We start from the raw sequence: 20,475 nt of genomic DNA on the forward strand, positions 1-20,475 counted from the left end.
TATTTCCTCGGATTGCGCAGAGTTGCCGTGGCCCGCTCCAAGCGGACCCGCGGCGGTTTCTTCGGTTTATGCCTTGGCTGTCAAAGCCGCTGACAGCTTCGCGGAAGCCACTGCGAAAGCTGTTCCTATAGACATCGAAACAATGACCACTATCAGCACGTTGTGAAACCCGGCGGACAGCAACGCTGGATAAGCGAAAGCGCCAGGTGTCTGGCTGATGTAAGCAAAGGTTGTGGCATAGCCCAAGGTCGCTGCCGGGACCGAGGAGAAGATGTATATGCGCGAGGCCATGATGTAGAGGAAGACGCTGAGAGCGACGAGCAAACCTACCCACACCGGTGCTGGGAGCGCGGGAAAGGGCTTGGCCAGTGCGAGCAACGCAACAATCCATGCGACCACGACGCCAAAGGCGTTTGACGTGAGGTTGAGTGAGATGGCGGGCCGATCACCGCCCAAGGCGAAATAGCACGCCCAGGCAACAAAAGCGGCCCATAGAAGCAGAGTTTCTATGCTTAGGAACATGAAGGTGGCTATGCCACCCATGACGCCGACGCCGATTGCGGTTGCGAGAACAGAGTTCATACGTTTTACCCTCTTATTATTTTCGTAAAGGAGAAAAACAGGACGCATAAGAAACATATCAGTAAAATTTTTCTCGCGCAAAAGAAAAATAGCTGTATGCTGGAACTGTCCCCCCCACATTCGAAGGGACGAAAACCGTAAAGCGCATTCGTCATAGCCAAGCTGCATCACAACAAAAATGAGGCCAGATATGTCTACCGAAAGAGCTCACTTCATCAAGCGTCACAACCTCTGGACTGAGGACATGGAACGCGCCGCGGCCGGTGTCCTCCAGCGTATCGAGGAAGAAGGATTACGCTTTATTCGTCTGGGATGGGGTGACCAACACGGTATCGTTCGCGGGAAAACGATAACCGTCGAAGAATTCAAGACCGCCCTGCACAGCGGTAAGGACTTCCAGCTCGTTACAGCGATCTTCGACACGACCAACCATCCGATCGTCCCTCCTTTCGGCGCTGAGAACGCGCTTGGCGTACCTGAGATGATCGGTCTGCCGGACGGCATCCTGGTACCGGATCCGACCACATTCCGTGTGCTCCCTTGGGTAAAAGACACTGGCTGGTGCCTGAGCGATGCGTACCTCTCGAACGGTGCGCCCTGCCCGTTCTCGACGCGGCAGATCCTGCGTGACCAGATCGCGAAATTGAAAGCCGACGGCTTGAACATGGTCGTGGGTCTGGAGTTCGAGTTCTACGTCTTCAAACTGCTGGATCCGAAGCTTTCGCCAGAATCTTGCGCCAACCCGGCAGCACCGCCTGAAGTCATGATGATCCAGCACGGCTATCAGTACCTGACGGAAAACCGGGGCGACGAAGTGGAAGGCTTGCTTTCGTTCATTCATGAGAATGTCCAGAAGCTCGGCTTGCCACTAGCAACCCTCGAAGACGAGTGGGGTCCTGGTCAATGCGAAGTTACTTTCCTGCCAATGGACGCCATGCAAGCGGCCGACGCTGCACTGCTGTTCCGCTCGGCGGTCAAACAGCTGTGCCGCCGCAATGGCCTGCACGCCAGCTTCATGGCAATTCCGAAGGTACAGAACGTGTTCCCGAGTGGCTGGCACATGCACCAGTCCGTCGTGGACAACAATGGCAACAACGTGTTCATGGCAGGAGAAGATCACGAAGGTCCATTGTCGCCACTGGGCATGCACTACATGGGCGGTCTGCTGAAAAACGCCGCGGGTACCGCACTGCTCACCACCCCGACCGTCAACGGCTACAAACGCCACCGGCCAGACGGTTTTGCCCCGAACAAGGCTTCCTGGGCCCACGAAAACCGCGGCTCCATGTTGCGTTCGATCGGCGGTCCTGGCGACAAGGCTTCGCGCATCGAAAACCGTGTGGGTGAACCGACGGCGAACCCGTACCTGTACATCGCCTCGCAGATCATTGCGGGCAGAAACGGCATCGCGAACAAGCTCAATCCAGGTGAAGCAGTCAAGGCTGCCTACCTGGCGGATCGTCCGCAACTGCCGATGAGCCTGATGGAAGCGATTGTCGCGTTCAAGAACAACGAAGTGCTCAAGGAAGAACTGGGGCCTGTTTTCCACAATTACATGGTGATGTTGAAGGAGTTTGAAGCCAACCGCTTCCTCTCCGCAGTCACCGATTGGGAACAGTCTGAATACTTCGAAATGTACTAATTGAGCGTTAGCTGCTCAGAAGCGTACTCATGAACTCAAGAACCAGGAGGTTAACTATGAAAATTGGCGCAGCTCAGTTGCGGCCTGCCTGGCTCAATCGAGCCAGGACATGCCAGATCGTCATCGACGCGATCAAGGAAGCGAGCGAACAGGGTATCGAACTCTTGGTGTTTTCGGAGTCGTTTCTGAGCGGCTACCCGTTCTGGATATGCCGCACCAATGGATCGGCCTTCGATGACCCTCTTCAGAAACGTGCGTACTCGCAGTTTCTCGAGGCAGCCGTCGAAGTGCCGGGCCACGAAATCAATTTGATCGTCGAGGCCAGTCGTGACTATGGCGTTGGCGTTTATCTGGGAATCAACGAGCGCGGCGTACGAGAAGGCCGCGGCTCAATCTACTGCACGCTCGTGGCCATTCACCCCGAGCGGGGTCTACTTGGGGTCCACAGAAAGCTGGTCCCGACGTTCGACGAACGTCTCTGCTGGGCACCGGGCGATGGTCACGGATTGCAGGCCCACGACTTTGGCGAGTTCAAGGTCGGCGGCCTCAACTGCTGGGAAAACTGGATGCCGCTGGCTCGCTTTGCGCTCTATGCGCAAGGCGAGGACATTCATGTCAGCGTGTGGCCAGGCAACGCGTCAGCGATCAAGAATGCCGGGCAACTGATTGCCACCGAAGGCAGAGTCTGGGTAGTCAGCTCCAGCGGCCTTCTCTCGCTGTCGGACGTGCCTGAGGATTTTGTGTTTTACGACGCACTCAAAGACGACGGCGTGGACGTCATATTCACAGGAGGCTCGTGCATCGTCGACCCTTCCGGGCAGGTTGTCGCGCAGGCTGAGGATGGCAAGGAACAGATCATTTCCTTCGATGCCGATCTAGGCCGTGTGCGCGAAGAGCGACACAACTTCGACCCCACTGGCCACTACTCCCGACAGGACGTATTCCGCGTCTCGATCGATCGAACGCGTCAACAAGCGATCCACAACCACGACTCGTTTGTAAAAAAATAAAAACTACTTTTATTCAACATCTTTGGACTGCCCAAATATGAAAGCCATTGTTCTTCAGCACTCCCCCGACACGGGGATTGGATTGGTTGGCCCAATCCTTCGTGATTTGCACGGTTTCGAACTGCAAACGATCGATGCCAGGACGGCCAATTTCGATGACATCGATCCAGAGTCGGCTGATCTTTTTGTTCTCCTGGGATCGCCAAATGGGGTTTACGACCTGCACATTCCCTGGATCGAGGCCGAGCTCGCGTTCACGAAACAACTGATCGCGCGCGGTCGCCCCATATTTGGTATCTGTTTCGGCGGGCAGATGCTCGCTGCCGCCCATGACGCCGAGGTCAAGCCGATGGGATACCGCGATTCGGGCTGGCTGCTGAATGATGTGGCCGTCGATACAACCTGGGCCGGTCCGTGGTTTCGCTGGCACGGCGACAATTTCACCCTCCCTGCAGGCGCCGAAAAGCTGGCCAGCTCGGGTGCGGTGTTACAGGGCTTCCAGAAGGGCAATACCGTCGGGATGCAGTTTCACCCAGAAGTTGATGAGGCGACGATCAGAACATGGGTTGAGATTAATCTCGAGTCACTGATCCGCAACGATGTTGACGTCGAACAATTTCTCTATACTGCCGTCGCCAAGGTAAAAGAGGTACAACCCAGGGTCGAATCGTTGGTTGCAGACGTATTGACCCGCTGCCTCGGTTGAAATTTACGGAGATGGAAGTTGAGTATTAACCCTATTAAACCCAGACCTGATCCCTTGCTCGGCACTGAGATCAAGGCCCAGCGCAATGCGCGCGGCTGGACGCTGGAGGAACTCAGCCAGCGCAGCGGGGTGTCGATAGCGGCGATCTCGAAAATCGAAAAAGGCCAGTCACGCCCCAGCTTTGATACGTTGTTGAGTATCGCTCGATGCCTGCAAATGAACTTTGTCGACATCATGGATGGGGCGTCGGCCAGCCAGCCTCAAACCGGCATGGCCCGACTGATCTCCACCAAGGCCGAGGAAGCGGAGCTGTTCAGCACGCCGTTCTACGATTACCGGGTACATTCGGCGGCGCTGAAATCCAAAGTCATGGTGCCGTTACGCATGACGATCAGGAACCACGAAGTTCCGCCGATTGAAGACTGGAGCCTGCACGACGGCGAGGAATTCGTCTTCGTGTTGTCAGGCGTGCTTATTTTCCACACTGATCACTATGCGCCGCTGACGTTGAATGTGGGCGACAGCTGCTACATCGACAGCACCATGCGACATGCCTTTGTCTCCGGTGCTGAAGGTGCTACGGAGATCCTTTCCGTTTGCCTGTCGATTCGGCCTTTCAAAGACAAGTAGATCGTCACGCTGTTTAGATAGCCGTCCCTCAAGCTCCACAAACATTTCCTGGGTGCCTGCCCCTGCAGGCACCCCATGAACCCTGGAACGCCACTCGATTTTGCCCCCCTCTCTGTCCGTGCAGACTCAAAAAACCGGTTGGTTTTTCAGATGTCAGCACCTGCTATGCCCGGCTTCCGCCCCTGATCCGCCGCTCGCGATAACCGCCTCATCATTTCAAAAAGCGAAATGATGAATTGAGCGGCGCGACGGTTCTGCCCCCCAGGCAGCTATGGGACGATTGACGCATTCATTCGCCGAAATCACCGCCGAGAGCACGCCCATGGAAGAGACAGAAAAATCCCCCTGGAACGAAGGCGAGTTGCAGTTGCAAAGAAGCGTCGGTGCGGTCGAGCAAATGGTTAAGGTCGGCAAAATGCAGATGTCGCGCAACTGGCTGCCCGACCAGCATCGGGAGTTTTACGCGCAGCTGCCGTTTGTGGTCCTGGGCAGCGTCGATCCGCAGGGTAACCCGTGGGCGACCTTGCGCACGGGGCAGCCGGGATTCGCCCAGTCGCCCGATCCACGGAGACTGATCCTTGATCTGCCGCGAGAGCCGGCGGACCCGGCAGACGTCGGCATGGAAGACGGCGACGGCATCGCCATGCTGGGCATAGAACTGCATACCCGACGACGCAACCGGCTCAACGGTTTTGTGCGGCGTGATGACAATACCGGTTTCGAAATCGATCCGACACAGACTTACGGTCATTGCCCCCGCTACATTCAGCTACGCCGTTATGTGTTCGATGACACGCCGCCAGGGGAACTCAGTCGGTCCGACACCCTGAACAGCCACGACATCGCGATGATCACCGCCGCGGACTCATTCTATGTCGCCTCCTACGTGGTGCGTGAAGAAAAACGTCAGGTCGACGTTTCCCATCGTGGCGGCAAGCCGGGTTTCGTGCGGGTCGATGAATATGGCGTGCTGACCGTGCCGGAATTCAACGGCAATCTGTTCTTCAACACGTTGGGTAACATGCTGCTCAATCCACGCGCAGGCCTGGTGTTCGTCGACATGCGTCGTGGCGATCTGCTTCAGTTGACCGGACGCGCCGAGGTAATTCTCGAATCGCCGGAAACCCAGGCGTTCACAGGCGCCGAGCGCCTGTGGCGCTTTTTCCCGGAGCGCGTCATCCGCCGTCCCGGCGGGCTCCCGCTGCGCTGGGTGGAGATAGAGGACGGCACCTCGCCCAACGTGCTGATGACCGGCAGTTGGGAAGACGCGGACAGGCGTCTGAAAGCGGCTGCACTGGCGCAGAGCTGGCGTCCGTACCGGGTGGCTGGCATCGTCGACGAGACTGAAACCATCCGTTCGTTCCAACTGTTGCCCGACGACGGCCTCGGCATGCCAACGTATCTGGCCGGGCAGCATTTGCCAATCCGCGTCACCCTCGCCGGACAGGACAAGTCGTTGGTGCGAACGTATACGCTTTCCAGCGGCCCGGCAGATGGCGCGCTGCGCATCAGCGTCAAGCGCGAAGGCACGGTGTCGACGCATCTGCACGACAACATTCGGGTTGGCGACCTGATTGATGCCCGCGCCCCGGCCGGTAGCTTCACGATCGACGCTTCCGTGCATCGCCCAGTGGTCCTGCTCGCGGCGGGCGTCGGCGTTACCCCGGCGTTAGCTATGGCGCGGCATCTGGTTCACGAGGGCACGCGCACCCTGCATCGCCGCCCCATCTGGGTTTTTCATTCCGCCTCCAACAAGGCTCAACTGGCCTTCCAGCAAGAGTTCGCCGACCTCGTCGCGGCCGCGGACGGCAAACTTCACTACCTGCGTGCTTTAAGCCACTTCACGGATGCCAAACCGGATGTTCATTTTGAGCACCCGGGTCGGCTGAGCATCGACCTACTGCGTCAACAGCTGCCGTTCGATGACTATGACTTTTACCTTTGTGGCCCCAAGGGGTTCATGCAGCAGATGTACGACGGTCTGCGCGCATTGGACGTCAACGACTCACGCATCCACGCCGAAACGTTCGGCCCGTCTAGCCTCCAGCGTACCGCCAGCGAGGATCAACCACGGGGGGAGCTTGGGCCGGTTGCAAGCGAACCGGTGCCTGTCACGTTCAAGGCGTCGAGCAAGGAGGCGTCCTGGGATCCGGAGAGTGGTTCGCTGCTGGATCTGGCCGAACAGAATGATTTAACGCCGCTCTTTGGCTGCCGTAACGGCTCCTGCGGCACCTGCCGTACCCCTCTTCTTCAGGGTACGGTGACCTATGCCGAACCTCCCGAGTTTCAACTGCCCTCAGGTGAAGCCCTGATCTGCTGCGCCGTCCCGGCAACTGGCACCGAGCCGTTGCAACTGGAAATGTAAGACGCCGCCCGCCTGGCCGAGGCCACGGCACTACTCAACTCTGTGACTTATCGCTCAAGCGCTAAAGGACACTTCACTCGCGGTGTAGGGGAATACCAGTGATTCGATTTCGGGAAATGGAAATTTTTCTCGCGGTGGTTGAGGAGGGAAGTTTTGCTGCCGCCGCTCGACGAGCGCGTATTTCTGCACCTAGCGTGACCCGCTCGGTCGCTTTACTGGAACAAAGAGTCGGGCAGGTTCTCTTCTTACGCAATACTCGGAGCGTGAGTTTAAGTGACGCCGGAAAAAGCTTTCTGGTGGACTGCCGACATATTATCGCCGAGATCCGCGAGGCCGAGGCGGCCGCCGTTGGTCACCACATCGAACCCTGCGGACTTTTGACCGTGGCGGCCCCTATCCAGTTCGGTCAGTCATTTATCGCCCCGCTCATCAGCGATTACTTGAACCAATTTCCCGAGGTCAGCCTGACGTGTTTATTCGTCGATCAGAAAATCGACATGGTCAACGAAAATGTGGACTTGTCGATACGGGTCGGCGAGCTGGAATCGGAAAGCATTCATGCGATAAAGATTGGCGAAGTGAGACAAATCGTCTGCGCCTCACCGTCTTTCCTTCAACGGTATGGTCGACCGGAAGAACCTGAGCAGTTGCGTCACAAAGTGATCGTCGACTCCACCACCATTGGGCCTGCACAGGTATGGCACTTTCAGAGTCAGGATCGGGAGCTGGAAATCATCCTGGACTCTCGAGTGACCGTCACCACCCATGCAGCCGCCATCAACATCGCTAGGGGAGGCTGGGGGATCACGCGTGCGCTTTTGTTTCAGGTCGCTAACGACGTACAGGAAGGTCGCCTGGAACTGCTGCTTGAAGACTACGAGCCTGCCCCGCTACCCGTTCATATCGTTTTCCGGGACCAGATAAAAACAACCTCGAAAACCTATTCGTTTGCCGATTTTCTGATTGGCCATATCGCCAGTGTCGGTCAAGTAAAGGGCATGGAGCCTGTGCTGTGTCCCTCCATCCGAAAGTGATGACTTCGCTGACCTCGCCTCTCACGGAAAACGCCGCGCGACTGCACATCGCAGAGCAGGTTTTCGCCGATCTGAACTTCAGTGCCCCACCCCAGCGCTCGCACATCTGGCTGCATCTTCCGCAACCCTGGTAGGTCCTCGTACGGCATCAAGCGGAACGCCAGCAGATCAAGATCCTTCCTGCCCGAGCTTTGCGCCTACGCCAAGTCACCGCTCCAGCTAGTCAGTTCGAATCTCGTTAGGTGCTGCCGCCGACCGCCAGATCTTGGAGGAAGGATTGCAGCTATTACGCGCCATCCTCGACCAGCCTCAGGCGTTCTATCAGGCGATAGTCTGAGTGGAGGTACGCCCCCGATTTTTTATAAGGCGGGAAAGACGCCCTCTTTCCCGCCTGTGCAGATTCACATCGCTTCCTCGCACATTACACCGCCCTGAGTTTGAAATGCTCCGAGTTACCGATGAATCGGGTGATGCGCTGATCGGACGATCGCATCATGTCGGCAGGTGCGGCGTCTTTGACCACCACGCCTTTCTCCATGAAAATCACGCGATTCGACACCTTGAACGCGAACTCCATCTCGTGAGTCACGATGACCATGGTCATCCCTTCGCTCGCCAGGTCTTCGATGCACCGCAACACATCCCCCACCAGTTCGGGATCGAGCGCAGAAGTGGGTTCGTCGAACAGGATCATGGAAGGCTGCATCGCCATCGCCCGTGCAATTGCGACCCGTTGCGCCTGGCCACCCGAGAGCTGATGGGGATACTTGTGCACATGTTCGCTCAGGCCAACTTTCTGCAGAATCGCGCGGGCCGACAGTTCGCATGCCAGCTTCGATCCTCGTTGGTGGTACTCCGGCGCCAGGGTCACGTTTTCCAGCACGGTCTTGTGCGGGAACAAATTAAAGTTCTGAAACACCATGCCGATATCGACTGCCTGATCCAGCGACGGGACGACTTTGCCCGCATCCGCATCCAGAAATGGTTTGCCGTCCAACAGCACCTTGCCCTTGTCCAGCGGTTCGAGCCCGTTCATGGCACGGATCAAGGAAGTCTTGCCGGAGCCGGACGGCCCGATGATCGACACCACCTGACCGCGCTTGATACTCAGGTCAATGCTCTTCAAGACCTCCAGATTGCCGTAGCTTTTCCTGGCCCCGACAATTTCCAAGGCGGTCTCGCCGGTGGCCGTTTCACGCACTGGCAAAATATCGCTGGAAGTCCCCGATGGTCCGGCAGTCGGATTGGTGTTCCTGGCCGCCGTGAAGTCCAGCCTGCGCTCTAGGTACGACAGCAGCCAGCCCACAACCGTAACGATGAACACGTAGTAGAACGCCACGCCCAGCATGGTTTCCAGAACCCGGAAGTTCTGCGTGTACAAGCGCTGACCGACCGCCAGAATTTCATACAGGGAAATGACCGAAACGAGCGACGTCAGCTTCACAATGTTGACGTATTCGTTGGCCAGGGCCGGGAGTGTCACCCTGATGGTCTGCGGAATGATGATCCGGCTTTGCAATGCCAGCCGTCCCAGCCCCAGCGATCTGCCCGCTTCTCCTTGGCCCTTGGGAATGGCAACCAGACCGCTCCGATGGATTTCAGCGATGTAGGCCGATTCGTTCAAGATCATGCCGATCAAGCCCGCCAGGAATGGATTCGAAAGTACCGCCCCTGTCTGGGGAAATACCTGCGGCAAGTTATAGATCAGTATCAGCAGTACCAACAGCGGCAAGCTTCGGAAGAACCAGATATAGCCACTGCACAATTGCTTCAGCCATATCCTGTTAGACGACTTGCCCAACGCGAGAAAAAAACCGAATACAATGCCTGACAGCCACGCCAGAATACTTAATTCAACGACCAGTAATGTGGCGCTCCAAAACTCGCGATTCCACAAAAGACTGATCGCATAGCGCACGTCGAATTCCACTTGAGCCACCTTTTATTGTAATTGCGGAAGTGTTAGTTGGTCTTGCCAAGAGCCGCTGCTATTTCTTCCTTAGAAGGCTCGGCCAAGTTGTACTCCTTCAACAATGCGGCATATTCACCAGAATCCTTGATGTCTTGAAGCGCCTTGGTCATCGCCGTCAGCAACACTTCGTTGTCCTTGCGCAGCCCATAACCACCCACGACGGGATAGAGAATTTCTTTGGAACTGATTTCAATGCGCCCGGCCGTATTCTTTACCGCGACCGCGGCAACCGCTGCGTCTTCAGTCTGGACATCCGCGGTTTTCGCGAACAGCGTCTGGACCGCCTCTGCCGAGGATGGGAACTCCGACAGCTTGATCGGCGCTTTACCCTTGTCCACACATCCGGTTTTCGAGAACTCTGTCAGTTTGGGAATCCACGCCGCACCCTGAATACTGCTGACCCGCAACCCGCACAGTTCCTCAGGCGTCAACGGCTGATTCGCACTGCCTTTCAAAACCACCAACGACACACCGGTTTTCATGTAAGGCAGGAAATTGATCTGTTGCGCGCGTTCCGGGGTGACGTACATACCGGCGGAAGCCAGATCGAAGCGGTTGGATTTAAGACCCAGCAGCAAGCTTGCAAAGCGAGTATCGGAGAACGTCAGTTCGACGTTCATTCTTTTTGCCAATAGCGCCAACAGCGATGGATCAAAGCCTGTTGGTTTGCCATCCACATAATAATCATAAGGCGGATAGTTTAAATCGGCGCCAATGGAAAGTTCCTTCTTAAGAGGCGAAACATCGTTGGCTGAATAAGCGTAAGTTGCAGCAATACTCGCGAAAAACGCGCACGCGCACGCGCACATCATGCTTGAAATAGTTTTCATGGCACTCTCCGCCGTTTAGCAGTTGAAGTGCGACTCTGGTATTAGAGCCGCCATTGATGATAGGTGTCAGCGATTAACGCTTGATATTAACGCTGCGAGGAAACCGGGTCAGACACTCATAACCTTGCGGCTGAACAACGATGGTTTCGGAGGTTTCCATCCCCCAACCTTTCATCCACATGCCCAGGATGATATGGAGCGTGGTGTTGCCTTCAATCGGCTCATGCTCCCCCGGACGTAAACTGATGACGTGCTCGCCCCAGTCTGGCGGCAGACCGATACCGATCGAGTAACCGATCCGACTGTCCTTGCGCAGTCCGTGCCGATTCAGGACTTGCTGCCAGGTGGCATGGACATCCGCCCCGCTGACCCCGGCTTTGACCATGGCCAGGACTTCATGCATGCCCTCCTCGACTGCAGCGGCGGTGTTGACCAACTCCGCAGGCGGGTTCGACCCCAGGTGAACCGTGCGCGCCAGGCCGGTGGTGTAATGCCGGCGAGCGCCGGCCAATTCAATGGCGACCGTCTGATTGTCGGTGAACTTCTCGTCGGTCCAGGCCGGATGCGCCGCGGACGCTTTTTCGCCAGCCAGGATGATCGGGCACAGCGCCGTGATATCACCGCCGAAAGGTGCATCCGGAGTAATCTGGGCCTTGTAGATTTCTGCAATGACGTCGGACTGGCGAACGCCTGGCCGGATCAGATCCTGAGCGACGCGCATCGCCCCTTGCACGATCACTGCGGCTTCGCGGTGGTACCGTATTTCGGTCTCGCTTTTTACGACCCGCACCCGGTTGACGAGTAAGTCGCAGTCCACGAACACAGCGTTGGGCAACTGCGCAATCAGGCAACTCAGGGAACGAGGCGAGAAGAAATAGCTGTCTGATTCGTAGCCGACCCGTCGTGCATTCGGCCAGCGGTTGGCAACGTACTCGCCGATGTATTGGCTGGGATGAATGTCCTTGCGCATGACGTAGTCTTCGGGATAGCCGATGACATGTTCTGCGCCCATCCAACTGGTCAGCGCGGCGCCGGGTGCATCCATGGCGCGGCCGATCCAGATCGGTTTGCTTTCCTGCAGACTGACGATCACGAACTGCGGCGTGTAGAACGACCAGTCTGCGGCACCTGTAAGCCAGAAGATATTGTTGGCATCTGCCACCAACAAGGTATCGACGGAAGCCTCCGCCATTCGATGTTTTACCTTTTGCAGACGGCTCTCGTATTCAGCGTCTGTGAAAAACGGGTCACTCATGATTCACCTCGTCTTATTTGAATTATGGGGGTGCCTAGCAACTCTAGTGGCAGGACGTGCCTGTCAGTTTTCCGGACTGGCAAACATCGCCAGAAAATCACCTTTCGTGATGTGGCCTCCGAAGTGACGGCCCAACAGAGTGCCCGTGACCGGTGCCAGGATTGCCTCAGGCTCTTTGTGCAAATTTTCGAAGTCATGGATGCGGGCAATCACCTGCCCGGCTTCCACCCCGTCACCCAGTTCGTGTGTGAACTCGATGAAGCCGCTGGTCTGCGCACTGACATAACCGTTGGCCTCGTTCTCCATGATTGAGACCGGTGTCGCAGGAGTCTTCATCGCAGCGTCATAGACGCCCGTGTGCACGAGGAAGTTGTGGGCGCCGTCTTGAGCCAGTTTGACGGTGGCCGCGGTGGTGGAACCGCCTCCGCCCAGTTCGGTAGACAGAAACAGTTTGCCCTTCTGCTCCACGGCGGTGTCCAGCATGCCTTCGTTGTCCAGCTCTTCCAGAATCAGACCGATCGGCGCACCGAAGGCGATCAACGCCTCGCGGGCACGCAATGTCTGAGCTTCGTCGGGCAACTGATGAGAGACCGCGAAGGGCTGGAAAAACATGGTCCGCCCACCCGCGTGTATATCCAGTACGGCGTCGGCGCGACTGATCAGCTCAGCTTCGACGAAGTGCGCAATCTGTTCGGTGATGGTCCCTTCTGCCCGACCCAGAAAGGCTCGGTTCATATTCAAACCATCGATGGGAGAAAGTCGGGTGCCGGATTTCAGCGCGGGATAGTTAAGGGCTGGAACGATGCAGATGGTTCCGGTGACACGTTGCACGTCAAGTGCCCGCGCCAGGTTGGACAAGGCGATCGGCCCCTCGTACTCATCACCGTGATTGCCCCCCGTCAGCAAAATGAACGGCCCTTTCCCATTCTTGATGACAATCACCGGAATTTGCAGACTGCCCCATGCAGACTCGTTCCTGGACCAAGGAAAGTTGAGACTTCCGTACTGACGACCTGTCAGTTCCCAGTCTATTGTCAGCCGACCCTTGCTCTTCTTATTCATATGCCCTCGCAACCAACTCAGTGTCTCTATGCAACTACTGCCCTGGACAAATAATAGCCATTCCCACAAACCATATCCGACGATAAACACTCTGCTGAAGAGTAAATTCGTACAATATCGGCGATTAACGAGGAAAAGCTGCGTGATCCGGTAGCAGTTGCCAGTGGCGAAGTGGCCCATGAAAGTGGCTAAAAAGAAGAAACTGGGAGCGGGTGCGCTGGAGAATTGCGGGAGGATTACAGAAAGCTTGGGCTGCCCCGTAGGCTGCCGGTGCCTCGCTTGCCAGAGGCGATCGGAGGCTTTCGGGATATGGACAAATCAATCGAGGTTGATGGGTAACTCGAATCCGGCCTTTACTCGATCCATGACCACCAGTGTCTTGAAACTTTTGATATCCGAGTTCTCATAGAAAAACCGGCGCGTGAACTGTTCATAATCTTCCATGTTCCTGGACGTGATCACCAGGACGAAGTCCGAGTCACCCGTGACGTAGTAACCCGTCATAACTTCCGGCGTATTGCGAATGGACTTCTTGAACCGGTCAATAATGTCGGAGCGTTCTCGTTCCAATGTAACGAGCACCAGCATGAACACATTTCGCCCAACGGCTTTCGGCGAGACAATCGACACATCGCCTTCAATCACGCCCTCTTTGCGCAACGTCTTCAAGCGACGCTGGCAGGCAGTGGCTGACAACCCCACCAGATTGCCCAGCTCTTCCGAGGTGATCCGGTTGTTCTTTTGCACGGCGTTTAATATGTTGGCGTCGATTCGATCAAGAACAAACATTTGGCTTCCCCTCAGAGCAACACGACGACAGTGACAAGATGACGAGATCGGGAGCCGGATCCTCTCATACGGCCCCCCTGCTCGGCAAAGCCCGAGGGACATCAACAGGCTGCCAATACCCGGCGCGTCTTGTCACTTGCCCAGAAAAAAGGCCGGTACGAAACCGGCCTTGATTCATGACAGCGTCTGCGTGGTTTAGCGCAGCGCGCCTTCTTTGGCCAATTCGTCGATGACCTTTTGCACGGAGCGATGGGCGATATCGACCATCTGGTCCACGTCCTGCCTTGTGGCCACCAGTGGCGGTGCGAAGCCCAGGATTTCTCCGTGCGGCATCGCCCGTGCAATCAGGTTCAGATCGCGTGCTGCTTTGGAGATCCGGGCGCCAACCTTCAGTGCTGGGTCAAAGCGTTTTTTAGTCGCCGGGTCTGCGACGAATTCAATGGCGGCCATGAGACCCACACCACGCACCTCACCCACGATCGGCAGATGCCCGAATACTTCTTTGAGGCTGGTTTGCAGGTACTCACCAACACGGCCAGCATTGCCTGGGATGTCCTCACGCTCAACGATGTCGAGCACCGAATTCGCAGCGGCAACACAGATGGGATGGCCGGAGTACGTAAACCCATGTGAGAACGCCCCCACGCGATCCGCGCCCTCTTCCATGACCTTGTAGACTTTCTCGCCAACGATCGCCGCCGAGAGCGGCATGTAGGCCGAAGTGAGGCCTTTGGCAACGGTAATCAGATCAGGCTCCATGTCGTATTTATCGCAACCGAACATCGCCCCCGTACGGCCAAAACCGGTGATCACTTCGTCAGCTATCAACAGAATGTCGTACTTTTTCAGGATCGGCTGAATCGCTGCCCAGTAACCTTCAGGCGGAGGCGTGATACCGCCGGTACCCAGTACCGGTTCCGCGATGAAAGCACCGATGGTATCCGGGTCTTCACGCAGGATCAGCGCTTCGAGTTCCTGTGCGCGTCGGGCGGAAAATTGCAGTTCGGTTTCGCCAGCCAGGGTGTCCCAATAGTGATGGGGAACGCCCGTGCGCAAGATGCCCGATACCGGCAGGTCCATGTGATCGTGGTAGAAGTTCATGCCAGTCATGGAACCTGCAATCACCGAGCAACCGTGATAGCCACGATCACGCGTGATGATTTTTTTCTTCTTCGGCAAGCCGCGCAGGTTGTTGTAATACCACACCAGTTTCGCCTGGGTTTCGTTCGCGTCAGAGCCCGAGGTACCGTAGAACACCTTGCTCATTTTGCCAGGCGACATTTTCACCAAGCGATCAGACAGCTTCGCCAGTTCATCCGTGGTATGCGCGGCGTAGCTGTGATAGTAAGCCAGCTTGTGCGCCTGACGAGAGATAGCGTCGGCCACTTCAGTACGGCCATAACCGATGTTCATGCAATACAGGCCGGCAAACCCGTCGATGTATTCGCGGCCGGTGGAGTCAGTGATGCGAATCCCTTTGCCCGTTTCGATGATGGTCGGATCGCCCATTTTGCCAGAGGCAAAATCCTTCAGATTAGTGAAGGGATGAAGCACTGAATTACGATCCTGGGCTGCGGTGATATCGTGTTGATTTTTGTTCATTTGAGTATCTCCTTAACTTTCACAGGTTGCCAAAACAGACATATTTGATTTCCATGTACTCTTCCAGGCCGTGCTTCGAGCCTTCCCTTCCCAATCCGGACTGCTTCCATCCACCGAATGGAATGGGTGCCCCGGTAAACTTCGGCGTGTTGATCGCGACCATGCCGTACTGCAGGCGATCGGAAAGGCGAAGTGCACGCCGCAAATCGTTGGTGTACACATAAGCTGCTAATGCGAATTCAGAGTTGTTAGCGCGCTGCAGCACTTCTTCTTCCGTGTCAAAGACAAACACCGCTGCAACCGGCCCGAATGTCTCGTCCTGCGCAATGTCCATCTCGTCCGTTGCATCGGCCAGCACGGTAGGCTGCACGAAATTGCCGTTGATCTCGGTCCCCCCCACAACAAGGGTCGCGCCCAAGGACACAGCATTGATGATCTGGGCCTGACACTTAGCAGCCACGGAACTGCGCGTCATAGGGCCGATATCGACATTGGGACTCAGTCCATGGCCCACTCTCAGCGTCCTGACCTGCGCAGCAAGCGCCGCCACGAAATTGTCGTAATAGCCGCGCTGAACGTAGATCCTGTTGGCCGCCAGGCAGTCCTGACCGGACGTGGTGAACTTTGCGTTGATGCAAGCGGCCACTGCCTCATCAATCGATGCGTCGTCAAAAACAATGAAAGGGGCGTGGCCACCGAGTTCAAGCGATACCCGCTTGACCGTATCACCGGATGCCTTGAGCAGGATTTTCCCGACTTCAGTCGAACCGGTAAAACTGAAGGCGCGCACTTCAGGAAATTGAAGCAATCTTGCAGACTGGGCGACCGCATCGCCGGTCAGCACTTGGAACACACCAGCGGGCATGCCTGCTTCTTCGGCCAGTTTGGCCAACGCTAGCGCCGATAGCGGTGTTTCTGGCGCCGGTTTGACAATCATTGTGCAACCCGCAGCCAGTGCTGCACCCGCTTTGCGAGTAATCATCGCGCTGGGGAAATTCCATGGTGTGATCGCAACCGTCACGCCAATCGGCTGCAACTTCGTCAGCAACTGACTACCCACCAGATGGCTAGGTATGGTTTCGCCATAGCAGCGCTCGCCTTCCGCCGCAAACCAGTCGAGGAACGCGGCGCCATACGAAATCTCACCCAACGATTCCGCCAACGGCTTGCCCTGTTCTGCCGTCATGATGACGGCCAGGTCTTGGGCATGCCCGCGCATGAGCACCGCCCATTTACGCAAAATCAACCCGCGCTGAAGCGGCAATAGCTGTCCCCAACCAGAGAGTGCCGCACTGGCGGCCTCAACAGCCCGGTCGGCCCAGACAGGGCTGCAATGGGCCACCTGCGCAATGCGCTCCCCCGTGGCCGGATCGACAACGGCGAGCTTTCCGTCGGTATCCACCCACTCGCCGTTGATATACGCCCGCAGCTCCAGCAGATCCTTGCGAGTGAGGTTATTCAGTGCGTCTCTAGCAATATTGGTCATGGCAGTCATCTAGCGTTATGTCTATGGACACAAGCTTAGGGCCGCCACTGACTCGAAAACGTCAAAACTTAAAGTCTCTACGCATACTTGCTGCGTTATCCCGAGAATTACGCTCATTTTATGCAATCGTTTTTTCTCTGCAAAAAACTGGAATTCCCAGCGTCGCGTATTGCTCGGAACCGGCGAGAAACTGAATGAGGTTTCAAGCTAACGCTCTCACCGGAGTGTGTTTGCGAGAATTAGTACTGAAGCACTTTTGCCCTGCTTTGGAATTCAAGACGTACTCTCGCAGAACATGCAAAAATGAGTTCGGTCCGGTAGTGGCTGTCCATTCCTCACACCTTGAAAGACCTGCAGGTTGAGAAAATGATGGTGTGGCGGTCGCGGGCGATACGTAACTGAAATCCAAATTCATCCTACCCCACCTGGTCGTTCGGGCTCACTTGAGCAACCGGTGATTTGATCACTCCAGAGGATGCGGCCATAGTCGCCAGTGGGCGGGATTGGACAAGCTCGCAAATCGGGTGAAGACGTATTGGCGAAATTTTCATTGTCCTTGATATGGTTTAACGCTGTTTGATTGTGTCGTTCGCCACACTACAAGACGTGCAGTAGTCACAATTCCAAAAGCTCTACTGTCGAACCTATGACACTGCACCGGAGCGAAGGCAATTAAGGGAATTTGACGAGGTATTCAGGCATGCCTTGCACAATGCTCATTTAACGATCAATAGGCGACAAGCCGTTTGCACTGCGGCTCTCAGACCATTATCCACAGTTATATGCACTCATTCTGTGGATAATTCGACATCGGCGGAACTTAAGGTAGTCCTGAACCACGACGAGATGACTGGCGCACCACCCGGTCCATGAAAGGTTCGTGAAGAACGGACATGCATCTTGGTGAGCGGCGCGATTGAGCGACTGTTGCTACAACGCATCATGAACCGTGGTTAAAAGGCATCCTCGGAGCATATGAATACCCTCCTTCATACGGAACGGGCGTTGGGCTGGAGCGCGTTCGAAAATTGCCGCCATTCTCTGACCATCACCGATGCGGGATCGGCGCCATCAGGTTGGGCATGGCGCGAAAGAATGATTACCGGCTGAAGGAAGTTGATCGCGCTACTGTGAGCTCAAGACATCTGTCCACTGATCGATAAAAGCAGCGCATTCGTTTCGTGAGTGGCGCCGCTTTTTCGACATCCGCATCGACGCTAACGCAATCAACATCCAACTATAAATCACTGGGAGCCGATTATTATTCCTTCTTGTAGGAAAAAAACAAATCTGGAGCCCTGCACCATCGTCCTGATCATGGCAATCGGATGCCTTGCACCTGTTGATCCGCATGATATGAAGAACGAACCAACGGACCCGACGCGACATTGCTGAACCCCATGCGCAAACCTTCCTCTGCCAGCCAGGCGAATACATCCGGGTGGACGAAACGCTGAACCGGCAAATGGCTGCGTGAAGGTTGCAGGTACTGCCCCAAGGTCAACATTTCAATACCGTGTTCACGCATGTGCTGCATGACTTCAATCACCTCGTCATCCGTCTCACCCAGCCCGAGCATCAAGCCGGACTTGGTGGGAACACCAGGCACGCGTTTCTTGAATTTTTCCAGCAGGTCCAACGACCAATCGAAATCCGAACCCGGGCGGGCCGCCTTGTACAGCCGCGGCACTGTTTCCAAATTGTGGTTGAACACATCTGGCGGCTCCTGCTCGGTGATGGCCAGGGCCACGTCCATACGCCCGCGGTAATCGGGAACCAAGGTTTCTAACTGCACGCCCGGTGAAAGCTTTCGAATCTCGCGAAGGCATTCAACAAAATGCCCTGCTCCGCCGTCTCGCAGATCGTCGCGATCCACCGAAGTGATTACGACGTACTTCAACCGCAAATCCGCAATGGCAGTCGCCAGGTTGCGTGGTTCATCGGCATCCAGCGGTTTCGGGCGCCCGTGCCCCACATCGCAGAACGGACAGCGGCGGGTACAGATGTCCCCCATGATCATGAAGGTGGCAGTGCCTCCACTGAAGCACTCGCCGAGGTTTGGACAAGAAGCCTCTTCACAGACGCTGTGCAATTTGTGCTTGCGCAACAATGCCTTGATCCTCGCGACTTCGGGCGACGTGGAGATCGGTACGCGAATCCAGTCCGGTTTGCGCGGGATGTCTTCGGTGGGAAGAATTTTTACCGGAATACGCGCGACCTTCTCCGCGCCCCGCAGCTTGACACCAGCCTGCAACGGCTCCGGCCGAAGATCAGCCTTTTGCATGTCTGTCATTGCCCAGCTCCCAGGAAAATAGCACCAGTGTTAACCACGGTAGTAACGCTGCGCCACAAACGGCGTTTTGACGACTTCCATGGCCACAGGCTTGCCCCGCACCAGCGCGAACACCTCCGTGCCGAGGACGGCATAGGCACTCTCTAAATAGCCCATCGCGACCGGCCCGTCGAAGCTGGGACCGAAACCACCGCTGGTGATTTGACCGATCAATTCTTGCTGCGCGTTGATGATCTGCGTCCCCTCACGTACAGGTGTGCGATCTTTCGGCAGGAACCCGACGCGCTTGCTGGCCACGCCATCGAGTTGCTGGGCAAGGATACGTTCCGCACCCGGGAAGCCGCCGGCACGGACACCATCGGCGCGTCGTGCTTTGGAAATGGCCCAAGTCAGGCTGGCTTCGATGGGCGTCGTGTCCGGGTTCATATCATGGCCGTACAGGCACAGACCCGCTTCTAGTCGCAATGAATCCCGGGCACCCAGGCCGATCGCCTTCACTTCTGGTTCGGCCAGGAGTGAACGGGTCAACGTGGCCGCCTGCTCGACCGGTACGGAAATTTCGTACCCGTCCTCACCGGTGTAGCCGGAGCGACTGACGTAGCAATCGACGCCAAGCAAGCGCACCTGCGCAAATTGCATGAACGTCATGCTTTTCACTTCAGGTGCCAGGCGCGCCAGCACATCGGCAGCGCGGGGCCCCTGAAGTGCGAGCAATGCACGGCTCTCGAACAGCGACTCGACCTCGCAATGGCCCTGCAAGTGTTTGCTCAGATGCGCCAAGTCCTGATCCTTGCAGGCGGCGTTTACCACCAAGAACAAATGGTCACCGGCGTTCGCCACCATCAAGTCATCGATAATGCCGCCGTCCTCATTGGTGAACAGTGCATAACGTTGCATGCCCACCGGCAGGTCGACGATGTCCACAGGCACCAGGGCTTCCAGCGCCTGGGCGGCACCGGCGCCGTGCAGGCGTATCTGCCCCATGTGCGATACATCGAACAGGCCTGCCTGTGCGCGCGTGTGTTGATGTTCTTTCATGACACCCAGCGGGTATTGCACCGGCATCTCGTAGCCCGCGAAGGGCACCATGCGTGCACCCAGTTCTAGGTGCAACGCATGCAATGGAGTGCGCAACAGTTCGTTATTGGACATGGTTAACTCCTGGCATGAATTGAACGGCGGTCAACATTCGATGAAGTTCACGGCCCAGCGACGGC

At 56.5% G+C, this 20,475-nt stretch carries 16 protein-coding genes; 6 read left to right on the forward strand and 10 right to left on the reverse strand.

The genetic code is table 11. From position 1 onward, the window contains the following. Window positions 1–66: 66 nt before the first annotated feature. On the reverse strand, window positions 67–582 hold the full coding sequence (locus ACM6IQ_RS02800; RefSeq protein ID WP_139049937.1) for a DUF1097 domain-containing protein: 516 nt from the start codon (window positions 580–582) through the stop codon (window positions 67–69). Between the two features lie 190 nt (window positions 583–772). On the opposite strand from ACM6IQ_RS02800, the gene ACM6IQ_RS02805 reads away from it, so the two are divergent. The 6 genes from ACM6IQ_RS02805 (at window position 773) to ACM6IQ_RS02830 (ending at window position 7,969) form a co-directional block, all read left to right on the forward strand. Continuing rightward, window positions 773–2,224, forward strand: a complete 1,452-nt coding sequence (locus tag ACM6IQ_RS02805) for a glutamine synthetase family protein (RefSeq protein ID WP_192418024.1) — start codon at window positions 773–775, stop codon at window positions 2,222–2,224. Between the two features lie 56 nt (window positions 2,225–2,280). After that, a complete protein-coding gene (locus ACM6IQ_RS02810) occupies window positions 2,281–3,234 on the forward strand; it encodes a carbon-nitrogen hydrolase family protein (RefSeq protein WP_192418025.1) in 954 nt (317 codons plus the stop codon). Window positions 3,235–3,271: 37 nt separating this feature from the next. Further along, window positions 3,272–3,940 carry a glutamine amidotransferase-related protein gene (locus tag ACM6IQ_RS02815; protein WP_192418026.1) on the forward strand — a complete coding sequence of 223 codons (669 nt, stop codon included), beginning with the start codon at window positions 3,272–3,274 and terminating at the stop codon, window positions 3,938–3,940. Window positions 3,941–3,958: 18 nt separating this feature from the next. Next, window positions 3,959–4,570 carry a helix-turn-helix domain-containing protein gene (locus ACM6IQ_RS02820; RefSeq protein WP_192418027.1) on the forward strand — a complete coding sequence of 204 codons (612 nt, stop codon included), beginning with the start codon at window positions 3,959–3,961 and terminating at the stop codon, window positions 4,568–4,570. Between the two features lie 322 nt (window positions 4,571–4,892). Then, window positions 4,893–6,935: a pyridoxamine 5'-phosphate oxidase family protein gene (locus tag ACM6IQ_RS02825; RefSeq protein ID WP_192418028.1), complete on the forward strand. Its 2,043-nt coding sequence runs from the start codon at window positions 4,893–4,895 to the stop codon at window positions 6,933–6,935. A gap of 116 nt (window positions 6,936–7,051) precedes the next feature. After that, the gene (locus tag ACM6IQ_RS02830) at window positions 7,052–7,969 is read left to right on the forward strand and encodes a LysR family transcriptional regulator (protein ID WP_225602373.1); all 918 of its coding nucleotides are present in this window, start codon (window positions 7,052–7,054) and stop codon (window positions 7,967–7,969) included. Between the two features lie 421 nt (window positions 7,970–8,390). Here the strand turns inward: ACM6IQ_RS02830 and ACM6IQ_RS02835 are convergent, their stop codons facing one another. The 9 genes from ACM6IQ_RS02835 to gcvT all read right to left on the reverse strand — a co-directional run bounded on the left by ACM6IQ_RS02835 (window position 8,391) and on the right by gcvT (window position 20,410). Next, window positions 8,391–9,899 carry an amino acid ABC transporter permease/ATP-binding protein gene (locus tag ACM6IQ_RS02835; RefSeq protein WP_192418030.1) on the reverse strand — a complete coding sequence of 503 codons (1,509 nt, stop codon included), beginning with the start codon at window positions 9,897–9,899 and terminating at the stop codon, window positions 8,391–8,393. 32 nt (window positions 9,900–9,931) lie between these two features. Continuing rightward, a complete protein-coding gene (locus ACM6IQ_RS02840; protein WP_192418031.1) occupies window positions 9,932–10,771 on the reverse strand; it encodes a transporter substrate-binding domain-containing protein in 840 nt (279 codons plus the stop codon). A 73-nt stretch (window positions 10,772–10,844) separates the two neighbouring features. Then, a complete protein-coding gene (locus tag ACM6IQ_RS02845) occupies window positions 10,845–12,026 on the reverse strand; it encodes a M24 family metallopeptidase (protein ID WP_225602374.1) in 1,182 nt (393 codons plus the stop codon). Between the two features lie 63 nt (window positions 12,027–12,089). Further along, window positions 12,090–13,088 carry a succinylglutamate desuccinylase/aspartoacylase domain-containing protein gene (locus ACM6IQ_RS02850; RefSeq protein WP_192418091.1) on the reverse strand — a complete coding sequence of 333 codons (999 nt, stop codon included), beginning with the start codon at window positions 13,086–13,088 and terminating at the stop codon, window positions 12,090–12,092. A gap of 318 nt (window positions 13,089–13,406) precedes the next feature. Continuing rightward, window positions 13,407–13,877, reverse strand: a complete 471-nt coding sequence (locus ACM6IQ_RS02855) for an Lrp/AsnC family transcriptional regulator (protein ID WP_192418032.1) — start codon at window positions 13,875–13,877, stop codon at window positions 13,407–13,409. Between the two features lie 195 nt (window positions 13,878–14,072). Continuing rightward, window positions 14,073–15,479 (reverse strand): aminotransferase, encoded by a 1,407-nt coding sequence (locus tag ACM6IQ_RS02860; RefSeq protein ID WP_192418033.1) that lies wholly within the window; start codon window positions 15,477–15,479, stop codon window positions 14,073–14,075. 19 nt (window positions 15,480–15,498) lie between these two features. Continuing rightward, window positions 15,499–16,965: an NAD-dependent succinate-semialdehyde dehydrogenase gene (locus tag ACM6IQ_RS02865; protein ID WP_192418034.1), complete on the reverse strand. Its 1,467-nt coding sequence runs from the start codon at window positions 16,963–16,965 to the stop codon at window positions 15,499–15,501. 1,315 nt (window positions 16,966–18,280) lie between these two features. Next, entirely contained in the window at window positions 18,281–19,258 is a 978-nt protein-coding gene (lipA, locus tag ACM6IQ_RS02870) for a lipoyl synthase (RefSeq protein ID WP_192418035.1), read from the reverse strand. 30 nt (window positions 19,259–19,288) lie between these two features. Next, complete coding sequence (gene gcvT / locus ACM6IQ_RS02875; protein ID WP_192418036.1) at window positions 19,289–20,410, reverse strand: glycine cleavage system aminomethyltransferase GcvT; 1,122 nt, start codon at window positions 20,408–20,410, stop codon at window positions 19,289–19,291. Window positions 20,411–20,475 lie beyond the last annotated feature (65 nt).

The sequence above is a fragment of the Pseudomonas sp. IT-P100 genome (assembly GCF_949767185.1).
Taxonomy (GTDB): domain Bacteria; phylum Pseudomonadota; class Gammaproteobacteria; order Pseudomonadales; family Pseudomonadaceae; genus Aquipseudomonas; species Aquipseudomonas fluorescens_B.

Coding starts and splice junctions, on each gene's coding strand:
- ACM6IQ_RS02830 (WP_225602373.1), top strand. CDS start 7,052: ATGGAAATTTTTCTCGCGGTGGTTGAGGAGGGAAGTTTTGCTGCCGCC.
- ACM6IQ_RS02810 (WP_192418025.1), top strand. CDS start 2,281: ATGAAAATTGGCGCAGCTCAGTTGCGGCCTGCCTGGCTCAATCGAGCC.
- ACM6IQ_RS02825 (WP_192418028.1), top strand. CDS start 4,893: ATGGAAGAGACAGAAAAATCCCCCTGGAACGAAGGCGAGTTGCAGTTG.
- ACM6IQ_RS02805 (WP_192418024.1), top strand. CDS start 773: ATGTCTACCGAAAGAGCTCACTTCATCAAGCGTCACAACCTCTGGACT.
- ACM6IQ_RS02815 (WP_192418026.1), top strand. CDS start 3,272: ATGAAAGCCATTGTTCTTCAGCACTCCCCCGACACGGGGATTGGATTG.
- lipA (WP_192418035.1), bottom strand. CDS start 19,258: ATGACAGACATGCAAAAGGCTGATCTTCGGCCGGAGCCGTTGCAGGCT.
- ACM6IQ_RS02850 (WP_192418091.1), bottom strand. CDS start 13,088: ATGAATAAGAAGAGCAAGGGTCGGCTGACAATAGACTGGGAACTGACA.
- ACM6IQ_RS02845 (WP_225602374.1), bottom strand. CDS start 12,026: ATGAGTGACCCGTTTTTCACAGACGCTGAATACGAGAGCCGTCTGCAA.
- ACM6IQ_RS02800 (WP_139049937.1), bottom strand. CDS start 582: ATGAACTCTGTTCTCGCAACCGCAATCGGCGTCGGCGTCATGGGTGGC.
- ACM6IQ_RS02860 (WP_192418033.1), bottom strand. CDS start 15,479: ATGAACAAAAATCAACACGATATCACCGCAGCCCAGGATCGTAATTCA.
- ACM6IQ_RS02840 (WP_192418031.1), bottom strand. CDS start 10,771: ATGAAAACTATTTCAAGCATGATGTGCGCGTGCGCGTGCGCGTTTTTC.
- ACM6IQ_RS02865 (WP_192418034.1), bottom strand. CDS start 16,965: ATGACCAATATTGCTAGAGACGCACTGAATAACCTCACTCGCAAGGAT.
- ACM6IQ_RS02855 (WP_192418032.1), bottom strand. CDS start 13,877: ATGTTTGTTCTTGATCGAATCGACGCCAACATATTAAACGCCGTGCAA.
- gcvT (WP_192418036.1), bottom strand. CDS start 20,410: ATGTCCAATAACGAACTGTTGCGCACTCCATTGCATGCGTTGCACCTA.